The 16,093-nt window shown below is 37.9% G+C and carries 14 protein-coding genes and 1 pseudogene; 7 read left to right on the forward strand and 8 right to left on the reverse strand.

Going from position 1 to position 16,093, the window contains the following annotated elements:
- The first annotated feature begins 47 nt into the window (after positions 1-47).
- Positions 48-2,720 (forward strand): M36 family metallopeptidase, encoded by a 2,673-nt coding sequence (locus AC4IF5_RS12000; protein WP_490734800.1) that lies wholly within the window; start codon positions 48-50, stop codon positions 2,718-2,720.
- Between the two features lie 75 nt (positions 2,721-2,795).
- Here the strand turns inward: AC4IF5_RS12000 and AC4IF5_RS12005 are convergent, their stop codons facing one another.
- The 4 genes from AC4IF5_RS12005 to AC4IF5_RS12020 all read right to left on the reverse strand — a co-directional run bounded on the left by AC4IF5_RS12005 (position 2,796) and on the right by AC4IF5_RS12020 (position 5,777).
- Entirely contained in the window at positions 2,796-3,671 is an 876-nt protein-coding gene (locus tag AC4IF5_RS12005; protein WP_490734802.1) for a tyrosine-protein phosphatase, read from the reverse strand.
- A gap of 172 nt (positions 3,672-3,843) precedes the next feature.
- Entirely contained in the window at positions 3,844-4,491 is a 648-nt protein-coding gene (locus AC4IF5_RS12010) for a thiamine diphosphokinase (protein ID WP_490734804.1), read from the reverse strand.
- Positions 4,481-5,050 carry a cob(I)yrinic acid a,c-diamide adenosyltransferase gene (locus AC4IF5_RS12015; protein ID WP_490734806.1) on the reverse strand — a complete coding sequence of 190 codons (570 nt, stop codon included), beginning with the start codon at positions 5,048-5,050 and terminating at the stop codon, positions 4,481-4,483. Before AC4IF5_RS12015 ends, AC4IF5_RS12010 begins: the two co-directional genes overlap by 11 nt.
- Positions 5,051-5,192: 142 nt before the next feature.
- Positions 5,193-5,777 (reverse strand): hypothetical protein, encoded by a 585-nt coding sequence (locus AC4IF5_RS12020; protein WP_490734808.1) that lies wholly within the window; start codon positions 5,775-5,777, stop codon positions 5,193-5,195.
- A 172-nt stretch (positions 5,778-5,949) separates the two neighbouring features.
- Here AC4IF5_RS12020 and AC4IF5_RS12025 point away from each other — a divergent pair, with 172 nt between their 5' ends.
- Positions 5,950-6,441, forward strand: coding sequence for a DinB family protein (locus AC4IF5_RS12025; protein ID WP_490734810.1), 492 nt, complete (start codon positions 5,950-5,952; stop codon positions 6,439-6,441).
- Positions 6,442-6,657: 216 nt separating this feature from the next.
- Here the strand turns inward: AC4IF5_RS12025 and AC4IF5_RS12030 are convergent, their stop codons facing one another.
- The 3 genes and pseudogenes from AC4IF5_RS12030 to lptB form a co-directional block, all read right to left on the reverse strand.
- Positions 6,658-7,611 carry a helix-turn-helix transcriptional regulator gene (locus tag AC4IF5_RS12030; protein WP_490734812.1) on the reverse strand — a complete coding sequence of 318 codons (954 nt, stop codon included), beginning with the start codon at positions 7,609-7,611 and terminating at the stop codon, positions 6,658-6,660.
- A gap of 51 nt (positions 7,612-7,662) precedes the next feature.
- Positions 7,663-9,390 (reverse strand): ABC transporter ATP-binding protein, encoded by a 1,728-nt coding sequence (locus tag AC4IF5_RS12035; protein ID WP_490735066.1) that lies wholly within the window; start codon positions 9,388-9,390, stop codon positions 7,663-7,665.
- A 506-nt stretch (positions 9,391-9,896) separates the two neighbouring features.
- A pseudogene (gene lptB, locus AC4IF5_RS12040) lies at positions 9,897-10,622 on the reverse strand (LPS export ABC transporter ATP-binding protein); the annotation flags it as partial.
- Between the two features lie 182 nt (positions 10,623-10,804).
- Here lptB and AC4IF5_RS12045 point away from each other — a divergent pair.
- On the forward strand, positions 10,805-11,098 hold the full coding sequence (locus tag AC4IF5_RS12045) for a TM2 domain-containing protein (RefSeq protein WP_490734814.1): 294 nt from the start codon (positions 10,805-10,807) through the stop codon (positions 11,096-11,098).
- Positions 11,099-11,177: 79 nt separating this feature from the next.
- Positions 11,178-11,906: a hypothetical protein gene (locus AC4IF5_RS12050; protein ID WP_490734816.1), complete on the forward strand. Its 729-nt coding sequence runs from the start codon at positions 11,178-11,180 to the stop codon at positions 11,904-11,906.
- Between the two features lie 141 nt (positions 11,907-12,047).
- Here the strand turns inward: AC4IF5_RS12050 and hemB are convergent, their stop codons facing one another.
- Positions 12,048-13,037: a porphobilinogen synthase gene (gene hemB / locus AC4IF5_RS12055; protein WP_490734818.1), complete on the reverse strand. Its 990-nt coding sequence runs from the start codon at positions 13,035-13,037 to the stop codon at positions 12,048-12,050.
- A gap of 118 nt (positions 13,038-13,155) precedes the next feature.
- Here hemB and AC4IF5_RS12060 point away from each other — a divergent pair, with 118 nt between their 5' ends.
- The 3 genes from AC4IF5_RS12060 to AC4IF5_RS12070 all read left to right on the forward strand — a co-directional run bounded on the left by AC4IF5_RS12060 (position 13,156) and on the right by AC4IF5_RS12070 (position 15,839).
- On the forward strand, positions 13,156-13,506 hold the full coding sequence (locus tag AC4IF5_RS12060) for a T9SS type A sorting domain-containing protein (protein ID WP_490734820.1): 351 nt from the start codon (positions 13,156-13,158) through the stop codon (positions 13,504-13,506).
- Between the two features lie 106 nt (positions 13,507-13,612).
- The gene (locus AC4IF5_RS12065) at positions 13,613-14,524 is read left to right on the forward strand and encodes an ABC transporter ATP-binding protein (RefSeq protein WP_490734821.1); all 912 of its coding nucleotides are present in this window, start codon (positions 13,613-13,615) and stop codon (positions 14,522-14,524) included.
- Positions 14,525-14,528: 4 nt separating this feature from the next.
- Positions 14,529-15,839: an ABC transporter permease gene (locus AC4IF5_RS12070; protein ID WP_490734823.1), complete on the forward strand. Its 1,311-nt coding sequence runs from the start codon at positions 14,529-14,531 to the stop codon at positions 15,837-15,839.
- The last annotated feature ends 254 nt before the right edge of the window (positions 15,840-16,093 follow it).

Consider the following 16,093-nt stretch of genomic DNA (forward strand, 5'->3'; position numbering starts at 1 on the left):
TAACAAAATCCAATTTATTCTACTAACTGTGAAAAATTGAATTAATTATGAAAAAAAACTTACTTCTAGCCACCATGTTATTTTCGATTGGTGCCATTGCACAAAATCGTCTTGAAATTGTAAACCATTTTCTGAAAACAACCGCTGTAAATCAGAAAATAATCACTAGCCCTGTTGAATATAATGTCATCAATGACCACGAAACCATTAACGGGACCGAGTATGTAAAAGTACAGCAAAAGATCAATGGAATCCCTGTTTTCCAAGCCTTTGGAACATTTGCCCTGAAAGATGGAAAAGTACAGAATTTCAACAACAGTTTTATTACAGTCTCAAAAAGTAAGAGCCTGGAAACCTCTCCGAAACTCAATGCATCAGAAGCCATCGAAAAATTTGCCCGGAAATCAGGAAAAAATTTCATTCTTATTCAAAACGCTGAGGATATTAAAAAAAATCCTGAACAGCTAAAACAGAAAGTTACAGGCAATGATGTAGCGTTCATAGAGAATTCACCTGCCTATCTGATGTATTATAACGATCATAATCAGCTTAAATTAGCCTGGATTTTACTCGCAGATATTAAAACTCCGGGAGCTGATGATGAACACGGTCATCAGCATTCTGCCTATGAGACCATTATTGATGCCAATACCGGGGATCTGCTATCTAAAAAACCGATTATCAATTCCTGTACATTCCAACCTGGTTTCCCTAACAATAATATCTATAAAAATAATCCTGAAGATTTTGAATGGATAAAAAAAGAATACCAGACAGCACCTTATACAGCCGACGGCTCTTACCGGGTCGTACCTGCAAATTTTAATAGTCCGCTGGACCACGACTACACCCTGCTGAGCAATGTTTCAGATCCTGTAGCCTCTGCCGAAGGATGGCATAAAAAATTGAGCTACGTTACTAACGCTTCTGTAACTGATGAATATACGATAGGGAACAATTCACATGTCGGATATGACGCCAATGGTGAATTCAGTGATCTGGTTAACGCATTTGCTTTAATGCTTATCATGAATAAATCATATATCAAAAATGAAACAAAAGGTAACAATTACGTTTTTGACTTTCCCAACCCTGGTAACTCAACCAATTATGATCCTTTAGCGTATACAGATCTTGCCAATACTCAGATGTTCTATTCTACGAATTTCATTCACGATGTACTTTATCATCATGGATTCACTCCGGCAGCCGGCAGTTTTCAGGCCAATGAAGGAGAGGGGAATAATTTAATTGGTTTTACCTCTTCGGGATTAGGACAGTCCAGAGTAGTGAATAATGCGGTAATGGGCTATTCAGGATTATTAGTAAAAAATCCTACCGCCCTTTTCTATACTTTCGAAACCCCTAACAATGCGGGAGTAATGAATATTTCCCAGGGACCTCTCACCGGACATTATCCGGGAGTATTAGGAAATAATAGTTATCCTTATACAACATCTAATATTACCGGAGATCTTATATTATACAATGACGGTACCGGAGGAGATCCGAATGACGGATGTGAAGTAGCTGTCAACTCCTCTGAATTTTCAGGCAAAATCGTTGCCGTTAACAGAGGGACATGTAATTTCACGGATAAAGTAAACAAAATCAAAGATTTCAATCCAAAAGGAATTATCATTCTTAATAATTCCACTACTGATATGTCCGGAGCGCTTGACATTGGAAATCCAACCCTGGCAATACCGGTAGCAGCAATAAATAAAGGGATCGGAGATCAGATCCGTACTGCACTGAATAATAATCAGACCATCACAGCCACTCTTCCTGCTGAAGGTTTTGCTTTAACCAAAAGAAACGGAGGGCTGGACAGCCAGGTTATTCTACACGAGTATACCCATGCTGTAAGTAAACGTCTGATGAATGATGCCCAGAGCGGAGAGGAGCAGATGGGAGAAGGATGGAGCGATTATTTTGCCATTAATCTTACCCAACAGCCCAGCCAGACAGCCGCTGACCAGATCAATATGGGATCATATGCCTTTGGCGGCAGCGGTATGCGTGTACTTCCCTATACTACAGACATGAATGTAAATCCTCATACCTATGATTACCTGAAAATAATAGGTGCCGGAGCAAACCTTGAACACCCCACCGGCTATCTGTGGGCTTTGATGCTCTGGGAGATGCATTGGGCTTTAGTCAATAAATACGGCTTTAATCCGGATATCAAAGGAAGCACCGGAGGAAATAATATTGCTCTTAATCTGGTCATACAGGGAATGAAAATGGGAGTAGCGAATCCAGGATTTGTAGATGGACGTAACGCTATACTTCAGGCAGACGATGCTCTATATGGAGGACAAAATAAATGTGATATATGGGAAGCTTTTGCAAAGAGAGGATTAGGCTACAGCGCAAATCAGGGAACCTCTGCGTCACGTATCGATGGTACTCAAGCATTTGATATGCCTCCTGCCGATGTTTTGAGCTGTTCTTTACTGGCTGTGGATGAAGTCATCAAAAATGACCTTTCCATATTCCCTAATCCTGCCAAAGATGTGGTATATATCAATACTAAAGATAAATTAACCAGAGCTGAACTTATTGATATGACCGGACGTCTGATTTCCAGACAAAGCCTTCAACAGAACGGGAACAAGGCGCAAATTGACACATCGGGTTTACAGAAAGGTGCTTATATCCTAAAAATCTATACTGAAAAAGGAGAGATCACTAAAAAAGTACTTAAAAATTAACGACCTGAAATTCAAATATCATTAAGCCAGTCCAGAATATTTCTGTTCTGGCTTTTTCGTTACCTTATTACAGAATCAAAACGTAAACTTTTGAATATATTCCTCTCTTTTAGTATCTGAAATTCCTAATACCTGCTGAATATAAGCATCAGTGGAGCCATACTTTTTATTGATTTCCTCAAAAGCGGCATCAAGGTATCTTTTTTCTACCCAGCTCAGTTTTTCCAGCACCTGCAAATCCATTTTCGGATACAGAAAATGCAGGTTGCTAGCCAGCTTGAGTCTTTTCTGAACAAGATCTTTTCTGTAGTTATTAGACAAAAGGTATTCGTTGTAAATGGTTTCCTGATCAAATTTTAATATCGCCAGGATCAAGGCGGTAGTAATACCGGTTCTGTCTTTACCTGCAGTACAATGATAAAGAACCGGCTGATCAGACTCCAGAATTCCGGTAATAATTTTCTTTATCACTTCCGGATTTTCAGTAACATATTCACGATAGAAATCCATCATTCTTTTATCCGCATCCGCAGCGTTTACCTTCCCTTTAAGGACAAGCTTCTTTGCCTGCGCAAGCTGATCTCCTTCATCTTCAAAAGCTGAATATTTTTTATAAGTTATTTCATCAGGAAGCTGATCTGGTTTTTGTGCGATCTCCTTTGAGTTTCTGAGATCAATGATTTCTTTTATTCCCAGCTCTTCAAGAGCATTAAAAGATCTCTTTTTCAGCTTATGAAGATGAGCACTTCTATACAATTTTCCTTCCTTTAAAATCCGGCCTTCTGTATTTTTAAGATTTCCAACTGTCCGGAAATTAGTTACCTTTCTGATTCTGAATACTTTATCAGCTTCATTTTTGCCATATTCCGGAGCTTCAAAATGCTGCGTTTTACATGATAAGGTACAGCATAATGAAATCGTGAAAACTGATATTTTGATTAGTTTATTCAAATGTTTTTATTTAATTGAGAAATTTTAACCACCCGTCAAATCCTTGGAGGAGGACATTTTGGCAGATCCGATGGTGGTACTGTTCAAAATTTATTCATGATAAGCCAATTGACTTTGTTTTTATCAAGTGGAAAGCTCTTTCTATCAATAATTACCCAATGAAAATATTGCTTTAATAAATATTGGGATATTCTACTTCATTGATCCCTACAAATAACAACAGATCCCCCGATTCATATTCAATGGAAACCTCGTCTTCAATAGCAAAATTTCGGGTACCTATTCTTGAGGTAATACTTAAATGTCCATTCGTCAACGGCCAGTTAAGCCCTTTGGTCGTTATATTATTTACCGACGGAAAAGGATAAAGAGAAATCATTTTACTTTTTACTCCTTTAATTTTAAAACGGCTGGAAATAAAATAATATTCTGAAAATTCATCATAAAACCTGATATTCATACGTTCTTTGAATGCATAGGCTACGGTAAGATTTCCGAGGAAATGATCCTGCTCTCCCCCGCTTCCTCCGAAAACATCAATCTCTGAAAAGCCTTTTTCCAGAATGATTTCCAAGGCTTTATGAAAATCTGTCTTATCTTGGTCTAATGTAAGGATAAATTTCTCCTCATACATCTCTTCATCCGATCCGCAATGTGAATCAAAATCACCTGAAATAAAATCGAGCTTATCCGGAGGAAAAGCCATTCTTTTTAAATAGTGAAAGGCACCGTCCGTACAAGCGATCAGGTCATAATTTTCAAGATCCGGTAAGGATTTTGGAGCATCTCCATTGATGAAAAGTAATGCTTTATCTCTCATTCGGGTTCCAGTATTCCTCCGGTTCGTTGTTCAGTTTTGATATATACCTTGCCAGTACAAAAAGATAATCTGAAAGCCTGTTTAAATATTTGATCAGTTCAGGACGTACTTCTTCAGATTCATTTAAGAATACCAATGAACGCTCTGCCCTTCTGCAGATGGTTCTTGCTGCATGTAAAAATGTCGCTGGCTTTCCACCTCCGGGAAGAATAAAATACTGAAGCGGTTCCAGCTTTTCATCAAAGGCATCCATCCACTGTTCCAGCTCTTCGATCTCGGCTTCTGAAATAATGATAGGAAGACGTGATTTTCCGTTAGCCAGCATCAACTTATCCACTGGTGTTGCGGCTTCTGAACCTACAGTGAACAGGTCAAACTGTATTTTCTTCAGTTGTCTTAATACCTCTTCATCTTCAATATGGCTTTTGGCAATTCCGATGAATGAGTTCAGCTCGTCTATATTTCCGTAGCTTTCAACTCTCGCACTGGCTTTGGAAACTCTTGTTCCGCCATAGAGCGCCGTCTGGCCCTTATCTCCTGTTTTTGTATAAATTTTCATACTACTAAAATACTTTTTTTTGTACAATGTAAAAAGTAAAATGTATTAATGATCATAGGTCTAAATCAAAGATTGATTCTCTTTTGGCTCGCCATGACATTATACCACAAAAATGGCCGGCAAAAAACCGGCCATATCCAAATTATTTATTTACCTCTACGTACTGTATGATGGTCTGATTTTTTGGGTTGTAGATAATTGTACTACTATTAGGAAATCTTTTCAGTTTATAGTATTCAATGTTCTTATCATTCTTAATATCTTCCAGGAAGCTTGTATCGAAAGTATTTTCAGGAAGGAATTTAGAGATAAAATTTATTTTGTCAAGGATACTTTTTCCATCGATCCTGCGGGCTTTCTTTTCAGATTTGCTTTCATCTGAAGCAGGCTGCTCTTCCAGAAAAGGAAGCAATACGGCAATGTCAGCCTTGTATTTGAATATATATCCTTCAGGTCTGCCCGGAATTTTAATTTTCTTCCCTCTCTCTTCTGAAACAATAGCACTGCCGGTATCTGGAAAAACCTCATTGAATTTGACGTCCTGGGAATTCGTTAAAGAGTTTATAGATTCATTGACCGTTTTTCTAACCGTTTCTTCTACTATCTTCTCGGTTTTTTGCTGCACCGTTTCGGTAGTTTTTTGAACGGTCCGGTCGATCTTTTCTTCAATTTTATTGCATGATACTAATAAAAGAGTCGTAACAACAGGCAAAATATACTTCTTCATAATTCTAAATAATCAATTTCTTTTTATTAATATCCTCTCTTCTAACGGAAAAGTAGTTCCGGATATTTTAGCAAAGAAAAAAATATTTTTCCAATATGAAAAATCCTGCTGACAAACTGTTGTCATAATCTCCTCTTACCTTTGTTTCAACAACAAACAAAAACAATATATTATGACAACTACAGCAACAGCCACAAAGCAATTTATGACCACAGAACAGTTATTAAAAGACTGGCAGGGACACAGAAATCTTACAAGAAGAGTCATTGAAACTTTTCCTGAAAAAGAGCTATTTGAATTTTCAGTTGGCGGGATGAGACCGTTCGCAAAACTGGCCGTAGAGATGATCAGCATTGGCGGCCCGGCATTAAAGGGAATCGTTGAAGGAAATACAGAAGCTTATGATGAGGAAGGCTTTACTCCAAAAACAAAAGAAGAGATCTTAAAAAAATGGGACGAAGAAACTGAAGTGATCAACCATTATTTCAATCAGATTTCTGAAGAGCGCTTCCAGGAAACATTCAATTTATTCGGACAATATGAATTTCCGATATATGAAAACATTCTTTATTTCATAGACAACGAAATCCATCACCGTGCACAAGGCTACGTCTATCTGAGAGCATTGGGAATTGAACCACCTTTCTTCTGGGAGAGATTTTAATAAAAGCGGAAAGGTAAAAGGGCAAAAAAACAGGCAGATCTACCGATGTTATTATCCTCAATAATGATCTGTACACTCAATCTAAACAAAACTCATATCAATTCAATTGTATCATCTGCTTGCGGCTTTGCCTTTTTGCTTTTTGCAATTTTGCCACAATAAACCATTTCATCTATTGTCTTAAAACAAACCTCAACAATTACTCTGTTGGGGTTTTTACTGATGTCTTTCAGTCATTTTTACAAGCAATTCATTGAGACGTACGCGAAGGCTTTCCGGTTCTAACACGGTGGCATAGTCTGCAAAAGTAATCAGCCATCGGGGAAATCCATCCTCTATCCACTCTGTTTCAAAGGTCATTTCTACTCCATGATCAGTTTCCACTTCTTCGACCAGTCCGTAGTATCTTTTGGAGTTGACCAGATAAGCCATAATCTTTTTGTCGACCAAAAGTTTAGCTTTGACTTTATTTCCATGTGATCTTTTTCTGTAATCATTTATCTGACCATATTCCTGCAAAAATGGATTCTGGGTTTTCGAAATTTCCAGAATTCTGTCCACCCGAAATTGTCTGAAATCTTTTCTCAGGGTACAGAATGCCATGATATACCAAAAATTAAACTCAAGGAAAATTCCTACCGCTTCTATAGTCCTGTTGGTCACTCTCCCGTCTACTGTCTGATATTCTATATTCAACTGAGTTTTCTCTGCAATACTTTCCAAAATAATGGGAATAACGTTTTTAAGAGAGTCTTCTGAATGGGCATGAAAGCTAAAGACATCAATCTGCTTTTCGATATTCTGAATCAGATTTTTGTCTGAATAGCGCAATACTGACCGTACTTTTTCCATAGCGGCCTGATAATGGCTCCCTAAGCTCTGATGGGAGAATTTCTCCATCAGCTTTTCAGCAGTGATGAAGCTTAACACTTCCTCTTTGGTAAACATCACCGGAGGAAGCTTATATCCCTCCATTAAGGAATACCCGTTTCCCGCTTCACCAACAATAGGAATTCCGGCATTTTCAAGGGTTTTTACATCACGGTAGATCGTTCTGATACTTACATCAAATTTTTCAGCCAGATCCTGTGCTCTTACAACAGGCCTGGACTGCAGCTGGGTAAGAATAGCGGTTACCCGGTCTAGTTTTTTTAGGTAGTGATCGTTCATATTGCTCCAACAAAGCTAAAATTCTTTTCCGAGGTATGAATTGCTTTTTATTTAATTTTCTTTATATGTATTGACCAGCTTATCCAGATTCAGACTTCGGGCTGACGCATCAAAAATTTCACGGTAAGTACCCTCTTTATTATAAAGCTCATCATGCGTTCCGTTTTCAACTACCCTTCCTTTTTTCATGACATAAATAATATCCGAATCCAAGATCTGGGATAAAGAATGGGAAATAATGATCACTGTTCTGCCCTCTTTTATAGCATCCAGGGAATTTTTGATCTGCTCTGTTGCAATAGCATCCAAACTGGCTGTAGGCTCGTCCAGAAAAATGATCGGAGGATTCTTTAAGAACAGTCTTGCAATCGCAATCCTTTGCTGCTGGCCTCCTGAAAGCTGTGTCGCATCATGTCTGTACTGATCAGGGAGATCCATGATCTGGTCATGCAGATAGGCTTTTTTTGCCGCTTCTTCAATCTGCTCAAAGCTGGCATTCATATCTCCATACCTGATGTTATCTTCGATACTTCCCTGAAAAATGTGATTCCTCTGAAGTACCAGTCCAAGATCACTTCGGAGAAAGCTATTGTCGTAATCATTCAGGTTTACCCCATCCAACAAAATTTCTCCGGAATCCGGAAGATAGAACTTACATAAAAGATTAATTACCGTAGATTTCCCTGCGCCACTCAGCCCTACCAAAGCAGTGGTCTTCCCATTTTCAATTTTCATGGAAACATTGTGAAGAGCCTTTGTACCGTTAGGATAAGTAAAATCAACATTCTTCAGTTCGAAAGTTCCTTTGATCTCTTTTTCTATGAAGTTTCCGTTCGGTTCAGTTTCATCATTGGCATTTAAAATATCAAAATATCCTTCAGCATAGATCATGGCATCATTCATATCATCATAGATCCTGTGCAATTGACGGATAGGCGCTGACACATTATTGAAGAGCATAATATGGAGCATGATCGCACCAATGGTCATTTGCTGGTCAAGTACCAGATAAACCGTTAAGAGAATGATTAAAACCACTCCGAACTGCTCGATAAAGGTTTTTAAGCCATCATAAATAAAGTTGGTCTTTCTGGTAAACATCTGGCTTTCCATCAGCTGCATCTGAAGATCATACTGTTTTTTACCTTCAAATTTTTCACGGACAAAGCTTTTAATAACCATAATAGAATTGATCAGATTCAGAAGTCCTGAGGTCTTCTTTTCCCTCTGATTTCTGAGCTGCCGGCGTACTCCGCTCAGTTTTTTAGCCTGCAGGGAACTTATATAGAAATAAATAGGAACGATAATCGTAGAAACGGCTCCCACATATACATTCTGCATATACATAATGATCAGGGCTATGATCGCATTGGAAAATAAAGGAAGAATATCGATAAAAAAGTTCTGCACCAGCTTGGTAAGACTTTCAATCCCACGGTCTATTCTGATCTGCAGCTTTCCGGATTCGTGGTTCTCATCATTAAAATAAGCAACCTTGTAAGTTAAAATTTTGTCAATCGCTGATTGTGCCAAAACAGAGCTTACATTGATCCTGATCTTTTCACCATAGAATTTCTGTCCGAAATTGATAAAGATATTTAAAAGCTCCTTCCCCAATAAGATCACAGAAATAACGATCAGAATGTGAATTCCTTCTGACATCGGATGCGGAAGATGCGTAAGTTTCGTCACCTCATCTACCGTATATTTCAAGACAATCGGGTTTACCTGTGCTGCCAGGGCTCCTAAAAAGGTCAGAAATAAGGTCCCATAGATCATTGGCCGATAAGGTCTGATGAATGGAACAAGCTGCTTATAAATTCCGAATAAAGTAACTGTTCTGTTAAAAGGTTTTGCCATAGGAATTATTTAAAACTAAAAAACGTACCGTTTCCAAGAGAAAAAGGTACGTTTTTATTATGATTTTCAGCAAATAAATTGCTTAGATTTTATCCTTCATACATATAGGTAGTGAGATAATGCAGTTCCGGTTTGCTTATTTCCTTAGATTCTGCTGCGGCCTGTTCCAGCGAATACTGGGTATTGATTTCTTTTTTCTGGAAAACAAATGAATTGTTGGCATTCTTATCTACAACATCATTAAAGATATGTTCTATTTCAGAGTTTGCCAGTGAAGCAAAGCTGATATCTTCGAAACCGTACATCAGTCTCAGATCATCAAACTTTTTAAAGTTTTCATCCACAAACCCCTGTAGCTTAGCTTTTGAGTCAAAATTACCCGCCCAGATGTTGTAGGCATATTTTTTCTTTTTAGGCTTATCCAGAATACTTTGATAGACGAAGTTTTCACCGAGATAGGCTTCTCTTACCTGCGGATCATTCGCAAGATCTTCAGGAAGTCCTTCTTTCAGGATCTTTCCTTCAAACATAATGTAGGTCTTGTTGGTAATGGCAAGGGTCTGCTGTACGTTGTGGTCTGTGATCAGAATTCCGATATTTTTGTCAACAAGGCTTCTTACAATTTTCTGGATATCTTCTACCGCAATCGGGTCTACCCCTGCAAACGGCTCATCCAAAAGAATAAAGTTCGGGCTTGTGGCAAGACAGCGGGCAATTTCCGTTCTACGTCTTTCCCCTCCGGAAAGAAGATCTCCTCTGTTTTTACGGACATGCTGTAAAGAAAATTCTTCGATCAGTTCATCACATTTGATTTGCTGCTCCCGCTTTGAAAGCTTAGTCAACTGTAACACACCCATAATGTTCTCTTCCACAGACAATTTTCTGAAAACGGAAGCTTCCTGCGCCAGATACCCGATTCCCTTCTGGGCTCTTCGGTACATGGCATCGGTAGTGATCTCCTGTTTATCCAGAAAAATCTTCCCTGAAGTGGGCTTAACCAAGCCTACGATCATATAAAACGACGTGGTTTTCCCCGCTCCGTTCGGCCCCAGCAAACCAACAATTTCTCCCTGTTGAACCTGTACAGAAACGCCTTTTACAACTTTTTTAGGACCGTATTCTTTGATTAAATTTTCTCCTCGTAAAATCATAGGGCAAATATATCAAAAATATAAACTTGCTGATAGGCGAAAAAGTAAAAAGGTAAAATCGTAAAACGATCATCAACAAATTTGCAATTTCGCCTTTTTTGCCATTTTGCTCCTTGTAACTTTTTACCATTTTAATCTACTTATTCATAAAAGCAAATCAATCCACTACAAAACATTAAGAAATGGAAAATTACGGTTACACAAAAACAGATAATATGCAGAACCAGCAAAGCAATATGCCGTACCGTTCGGAAAAGAAAATTCCAGCTGCGATATTAGGCATTCTGGTAGGCTGGCTGGCTTTAAATAAGTTTTATCTTGGATATACCAAAGAAGGTGTTATTCAGCTGATCCTTAACGTTGTTACTTTAGGAGCGGCATCTATTATTCCTTTTATTGAAGGTATATTATATCTCTTTATGAGTGATAAGCAGTTTGATGATACTTATGTTTACGGAAAAAAAGGCTGGTTATAAAAAATAATTGAGCGGGAATATCCTCAGTTAAGAATTTATTTCCATAATTTTATAAAACCAAATCAAGAATAGAATTATTATGGAAAATAACCAGGAACTGACAGATCTGCTGGCACTGGATCTGGGCATTAATATTGCCAACCGAAGGCCTTATGCCAAAGAAGTATTCAAATGGCAGGACATGGACCTCCTTCCCCATTCTTCAGCAGATACTCTTCTTTGTGAAATCTTCGAATGGAACGGACGGAACTGGAGAACTACCGGAAACAACCTTATCGGCTATTTATTTTCCGATGGAGCTTTAAATACGGTGAAAGAGCAGCTCATCAATACTCCCAAGCATCCTGCCCTTATCCCCGATTTTGAATTCACCAAAGAAAGCATGATCGAATATGGATTATCACTACCTTCCCTATTCAATATAGGAATCAACGGGAATATAAAAAATGCCAAAAGCTTATCTGTAAGGGTAAATAATGTTACCAAATCAAGAGTTACCAATATTGATTCTCCGGGCATTGAAATCCTGAAAAGCTATTCCCTTTTCACACAGACAAAGTCTAAAACTTACAGAAAGAATATCAAATTTAATTATCTGAGTACTTCATTATTCTATGCAGAAAGTGTGGAAATCTTTCTGGAAAAAGATTCTGCCGTTGGGCTGGATCTCAGTTTTCAGACTCAGAATGTAGACGTTGATGCTAAAATTGATACAGACACACAAAAGCATTTTGTTTTAAAATATTCCGGAAACCAGGCTCCTTTTGCCGCGAAGTTTACAAAAGGTAAAGATTTCAATATCATGTGATCAACTGATCATAAAAATTAAGAGAAAAGATTGAATAAGAATTAATATAAAAACAGGCTGTTCGGATGAACAGCCTGTTTTTAATTTTTAAAATCATTAATATCATTAACCTTTATGTGTCGGCTCAACGATAGTTACCTGCTATTTATTCAACAATATTGCCGCTTCTTTTGCAAAATAGGTAAAGATCATATCTGCTCCTGCTCTTTTAAAGCAGGTAAGGCTTTCAAGAATCGTTTTATCGTTATCGAGCCATCCGTTCTGAGCGGCAGCTTTTACCATAGCGTATTCCCCGCTTACATTGTAAACCGCAATGGGAAGGTCAATGGCTTCACGAACTTTGGAAACGATATCCAGATAAGGAAGTCCCGGTTTGATCATGATCACATCAGCACCTTCTTCAATATCTTTATAAACTTCATTCAGTGCTTCACGTGAATTGTGGAAATCCATCTGATATGTCTTTTTGTCTTTCGGAATTTCCATATCATCTTTCGGAGCACTGTCTAAAGCACTTCTGAAAGGTCCATAGAAAGAACTTGCATATTTGGCGGCATAGCTCACAATACCTACATCTGTAAATCCGCTTTCTTCCAATGCTTCACGGATCACCAATACTCTGCCATCCATCATATCACTTGGTGCCACAAGGTCTGCTCCTGCTTCCGCATGAGATACTGACATTCTTGCCAGCGCATCATTGGTGGCATCATTTATTATTTTTCCGTTTTCGATGATTCCGTCATGCCCGTAGATCGAGTAAGGATCTAAAGCTACGTCCGGCATTACGATCATTCCCGGAACCGCATCTTTGATCGCTTTGATCGTATTCTGCATCAATCCGTCTTTGTTCCACGCTTCTTTTCCTGTATTATCTTTCAGATGATCTGACACTTTCATGTACAAATTGACAGCTTTTACCCCCAAAGAAAATAATTCCTTACATTCCTTCACCGTCAGATCTATACTCCGCCTGAAAATTCCCGGCATCGACGGGATCGCCTCCTGCTTGTTTTCGCCCTCCATTACGAAGATCGGCATTACAAAATCATCAGTCGTAAGCACATTTTCTCTTACCAAACTTCTGATAGATTCATTAACTCTAAGTCTTCTATTTCTTGAATGTATCATTTTGGAATACTTTTTGAATAAGTTTCTACAAATTTAATATAAGTTCTATAAAAAACTATTGTATGAAATTGTAGAATTTATTACATTTGTTACATATATTCGAGAAATTATAAATTTGATGAAAAAACTTTTACTTTTAATTTTATTTGTAGGCACTTTTGTTGGATTTTCCAACAATTTACAAGCTCAGCTTAGAGAGCCGAGTTCCATCACCCAGAAAACAGATGATGGAGTATTGCTTGCCTACCCAAATCCTGCAAAGGATTTCCTTATCATTAAGGCAAAAGATTCTTCTTTAAGAATCAAAAGTGTGACCTTTTATTCTATTTTGGGTATGCAGGTTGCTAACTATACGGTCAATATGAATTCCGGTGAAATCAATATTGAAAAATTAAAGCCCGGAAAATATATGATCCGATATATTTTAAGCGACAATACGCAAAAAGTTACTCAAATCGTGAAACAATAAATTAAAATCCTGATAATCATCAGGATTTTTTCTTTTACATTAATTCTGTTTTAATATTTCCGTAACTTTCGGGACTTTTTTATACTAATTATAAAAAAACGATTTAATGCTAAAAGCTGAACATATTAAAAAGACCTATAATTCCGGAAAAAAGGTCGCATTGGATGATTTCAGCATCCATGTTCCAAAAGGCAGTATTTATGGCCTTTTAGGTCCTAACGGAGCCGGAAAAACTTCTTTCATACGAATCATTAACCAGATTACCCAGGCCGATTCAGGAGACATCTTTATCAATGGAAAAAAGCTGAATCCCCATCACATTAAGGATATCGGCTATATGCCGGAAGAAAGAGGTCTCTACAAAAATATGAGCGTGGGGGACCAGATCCTCTATTTCGGAGAGCTGAAAGGAATGAGCAAGAATGATGCCCTGAATGAAGCTAAAAAATGGTTTGAAAAGCTCAACATCGACCAGTGGTGGAAGAAAAAGCTGTCTGAACTTTCAAAAGGAATGGCACAGAAGATCCAGTTCGTTGTAACGGTACTTCACAGGCCTCATCTTTTAATTCTTGACGAACCTTTCTCCGGTTTCGATCCCGTCAACGCCAACTTAATCAAAGATCAGATCATTGATCTTAAAAATAACGGAACAACAATCATCCTTTCAACCCACAGAATGGAAAGTGTGGAAGAAATGTGTGATTATGTTGCCCTGATCAACAACTCCAGGAAAATTATCGACGGAAGGGTTTTTGATGTAAGGGAAAAATTCAAGAAAAATATTTTTGGGATTACGCTTTCTGAGGTGAACCATGATCAGCTTGAAAGCTTTAAGAGCAAGTATGAGCTCTTCAATTTCTCGAATGAGAACAGCCTTGTTTCTTTTGATCTGAAAAATGAAGCTGATCAAAACAATATTCTCCTTGATCTGATACACGTGGGTAAGGTGAGATCATTCGACGAAAGAATTCCGAGTATGAATGAGGTGTTTATTAATGCTGTAAGTAACCATTCCTAATTTTATGAATAATATTTTTTTAATTACAAAGAGAGAATTTCTTACGCAGGTTAAGAAAAAGTCTTTCATCATACTTACTTTACTGGCCCCCGTTATGATCATTGCCTTTGGGGCTGTAATCGGATTAATGTTCAAAGCGAACGAATCGCACAGTATCATAGAGGTAGTTGACAAAAGCGGACTTTTTACCCACCAGCTGAAATCCAATGACAAGCTGAATTATGTATTTGTTTCTGCTGCTGACGAAAAATCCAAGATCAATAATTTAAAAGGAAATGAATCACTGGATGGCATTCTGATCCTGCCTGAACTGAAAAATCAGAATTTTGATGAGCTTGAAAAAGAAACAAGGCTGGTCATGAATACCAAGATCGGATTTGACACCAAACAAAGAATCGTTTCTGACATCAGTAATGTTGTCAAAAAAGAAAAGATCAAACAATTAGGTATTCAGGAGGCTCAGCTAAACGATCTTGATAAAAGCTTCAGCCTGAAGACCATCAATATTGCGAATAATAACAAAGAAGACTCTGATCTTTCTTTCGGGGTAAAGTCAGGATTGAGCATGGTGCTGATGTATGTTACTTTTATGTTCATCATTATTTATGGAGTAAGGGTGATGCGAAGCGTTCTTGAAGAAAAAAACAACCGTGTTGTGGAAATCATCATTTCTTCCGTAAAGCCTTTTGAGCTGATGATGGGAAAGATCTTGGGAGTCACTATGGTTGCTCTTACCCAGTTTCTGATCTGGATCACCATGTCTGTCATTGGAGCATTGGTTTTAAATACAGGTTTCTCTCCGCTTCAGAAGGGTATTCCCGGCGGAAATGAAGAGATTGCCAGTAAGCTGGATATGGGGCAACTTGCCACTCAGATCTCTCACAGCTTATTGGAGCTGAATTTTCCTCTGATCATTTTTGTATTCATTGTTTTTTTCCTGTTAGGATATATTTTTTACAGTTCTATTTACGCAGCTATAGGTTCCGCGGTGGATAATGAAACGGAAACCCAGCAGTTCACTTTATTTGCTATTTTGCCACTGACATTAGGAATGTATGGAAGTTTCACATTGATGAACAATCCTGATGGTCCGCTAGGCTTCTGGTTATCAATTATTCCATTTACTTCACCTGTGGCTATGATCGCAAGAATTCCGTTTGGAGTACCGGCATGGCAGATTGCATTATCTATTGTATTATTGCTGGCAACGACCGTTTTTATGATCTTCCTGGCCGGGAAAATCTACCGTGTAGGTATTTTAATGTATGGGAATAAAGCGACCTTGAAAGAGCTTTGGAAGTGGATTAAAGGATAGTTTATTGGGCGAAAAGGCGAAATCGCAGAAAAGCGAAAGGGCGAAGAGAGCTGGAAGCGAATAATATAATAAAAGGGCAAATTTGCAATGAATGTGAATTTGCTCTTTTTGTTTTTAAGCGTTAATATTTGCATTTCTATTAACCGGGACAATGTTCTAAATATATTATAAAAAGCTCCTGATACCAAGGTATAAAAGCAAATTAGCAGTTTCGCTTTTCTGCGATTTTGCTCATAAAGTATATAAAAACAAAA

It is taken from the genome of Chryseobacterium sp. UF-290, assembly GCF_058245615.1.